The organism is uncultured Alloprevotella sp., from assembly GCF_963536905.1.
Classification (GTDB): Bacteria; Bacteroidota; Bacteroidia; order Bacteroidales; family Bacteroidaceae; genus Alloprevotella.
The window spans coordinates 1-2,883 of record NZ_CAUTBW010000084.1 but is presented as its reverse complement, the minus strand read 5'-3'; the positions used below and the strand labels follow the sequence as shown (position 1 = coordinate 2,883).

Below are 2,883 nucleotides of genomic sequence, written 5' to 3'. Positions count from 1 at the left end.
TTTGCTATCGAAGAGATTCAGAAAGAGTTTCATGCTCCACTGATTATCTCGGCAATGACCGCATCAGTAGGCGCTGACTTCCTGGTTTCTAACGTCCTTGGTATGAAGCCTGTCCTTCAGCTTCCTTACGTAGCACCATTACCTCATGTCGACTTTGCATTTGTTCTTATCGTCGGTTTTATCTGTGGTTTATTAGGAGCGCTCCACAATAAGGGAATGTTCTTTGCCCAGGGGCTGTACAAAAAGATAACTAAGTTTGTGCCTTTCTCGAGGCTCATTATTCCATTCATGCTAGCTGGAATTATGGCTTTTATCTGGCCAGATCTTCTTTGTGGCGGCGACGCCATTATCGAGAAAATCAAAGAGCCAGCAACGCTCACTGAACTCATGGTTATAGCGCTTTTACTGGGCAAATACATCTTTACCACAACATGTTTTGCTGCTGGAACGCCTGGCGGAACTCTCTTTCCAATGGTTGTCATGGGAACACTTGTTGGAACACTGTTTGCCCTGGTAGCAACCCATGTTTTTGGCATACCTATGGCATATGCACCAAATTTTATTGCTATGGGCGTTGCAGGCATTTTTGCCGGAGCAGTAAGAGCACCCGTCACCGGAGTAGTGCTTATATTTGAGCTCACAGGTTCTCTTGAGGCTCTTATGGCTATGTCTGCAGTTGCAATTGTGTCCTACGTAACCGCAAATATCCTACGTGTTGACCCATTCTACGAGCATTTACTTGCAGAATTCTTGGCTTCTCAGCAAGGGGAGTCTAAACCAACACTTGATTCTGGCGAGAAAATCCTTCATGAGTTCACTATTGGCCAAGGAAGTCCCATTGAGGGCAAATTGCTCCAAGATATCCCATGGCCTGACAAAGTGAGGGTTGTAACTATTGATCGTGCGGGCTTGGAAATTATTCCAACCGGCCAAACTGAATTGATGGCGCTGGACAAGATTCTTGTAATTTTTGATGAGATGTATGAAAGCGATGTCATGATTAAATTGAATGTCATGACTGACTCATCGGTATAGCGCTTATCGCTGTCGCACACGTTACCGTAAAGGAGAGGGGCTCAAAATCCTTCTCCTTTTTCTTCAACTCATTAGTTTACATAATATCGATTATCAGACTTTTACATACTATTATATAAATAGTATCGACTGCAATAGTATACAGAGCTTCAATCACATTATTATTACCCAGAAAATGAGCCTCTGAGAGCCTTTCTAAGCTACGATATTAATTACTTATGAGTAATTACACCTACAGCTCTATAAACTATATTTAATGACATGATAAATTTGATAATTATTCAATTTGATAAGTTGGCGACAATACTGAATCTTTTATTTATAAAATAGCTTTCTTGGTACCTCTCTAAAACTAATTTTTAGGGCTGAACGTATTTTTATAGTTATACATATTGATAAATCATCTTGAAATAACTTAATCACAGAGCTTTATATATTCAATGTATTGATGGCTACAAAATTACACTGTCTTATGCTTCATCGTATGATTTTAACCTTTTACTCCCCCTTTATAAAAAATAAGCAATCTACCTGCATAAATACAATAAATATGCAGGTAGATTAGGTAAAAATCCTTCTATACAGTCAAACGATATATAATAATTGTACATCCGAAAATCACGGTCTTAAGGAAACATACTATGGAAAAACAAGCACTTCTCGCCCAATGGCTTCATGAACAAGAAATTGCTCATATCAAGGGATGGGATTTCTCCCATATTAGGAACAGATATAAAGAAGAGGATGATCTTCCATGGGACTTTGGAAGTATCATCAAATCCTATCTACACGATACTGATTATCTATTAGATATGGAAACGGGTGGTGGAGAATTTCTTTTGTCTTTTCTCACCAATCCTAAACAGACTGCAGCAATTGAAGGTTATGCTCCAAACATCAAACTGTGTGAAGAGAGACTCCTTCCTTTAGGGATAGACTTTAAGGCAGCTGACGGAGGAGATGAGCTTCCGTTTGAAGATGATTACTTTGATCTTGTTACCAACAGGCACGGTAAATACAACATACAAGAACTAAGAAGAATTCTTAAAAGTGGAGGTATGTTTCTTACGCAACAGGTTGGCGCTGAGAATGACAGGGACCTTGTAAAGCTTCTGCTAGGCGATGGCGAGCTTCCCTTTCCTAAAGCTTATTTAAGTATTGCCAGACAAGAATTCATAGATAATGGATTTGACATTATTGAGGAAGCTGAAGCCTATAGGCCCATAGAGTTTTATGATGTAGGTGCTCTTGTTTGGTTTGCAAGAATCATTGACTGGGAGTTCCCATACTTTGAAGTCGAAAAATACCAAGAGAACCTCTTTAAAGCTCAGAAAATTATTGAACAAGATGGCGTAATCAAAGGAAAAATTCATCGATACTACTTTGTGGCGAGGAAAAAGTAATATATCAACGCAATTGACACTATGATTCCAATTAGAGACAGTATTGATTTGTTCTTCTCGACGTATTTAGAAGATGGGCTACAAAAAAAGTATCAGGCAACTATAGATTTTCGGAGACAGCCATGAGAATTGAACATATCGCACTGTATATAAACGATATAGAGGGTGCCCGACAGTTTTTTGTAAAGTACTTTGGAGCAACATCTAACGACGGCTATCACAATCTACAAACGGATTTTCGCTCATACTTCCTCTCCTTCGAAAAAGGCGCACGACTCGAAATCATGAACAAACCTAACATGTCGGATCTACCAAAAGAGATAAACCGCACGGGATATGCTCATATCGCGTTTAGCGTAGGAAGCAAAGAAACGGTAGATACCCTCACTACAGAGTTGAAAGCAGACGGCTATGAAGTCATCAGCGGACCAAGAACAACCGGAGA

3 protein-coding genes are annotated in these 2,883 nt (G+C 39.6%); all 3 read left to right on the top strand.

Translation table 11 applies throughout. The annotated features are described in order from the left end of the window. On the top strand, positions 1–1,035 hold a 1,035-nt coding region (locus ABLA33_RS09985; protein ID WP_347720187.1), incomplete at its 5' end, for a chloride channel protein. Between the two features lie 641 nt (positions 1,036–1,676). Continuing rightward, on the top strand, positions 1,677–2,438 hold the full coding sequence (locus ABLA33_RS09980; protein WP_347720186.1) for a class I SAM-dependent methyltransferase: 762 nt from the start codon (positions 1,677–1,679) through the stop codon (positions 2,436–2,438). Positions 2,439–2,560: 122 nt separating this feature from the next. Next, positions 2,561–2,883 (top strand): VOC family protein (locus ABLA33_RS09975; RefSeq protein WP_347720185.1); only part of this gene is annotated, 323 nt, incomplete at its 3' end.

Coding starts and splice junctions, on each gene's coding strand:
- ABLA33_RS09980 (WP_347720186.1), top strand. CDS start 1,677: ATGGAAAAACAAGCACTTCTCGCCCAATGGCTTCATGAACAAGAAATT.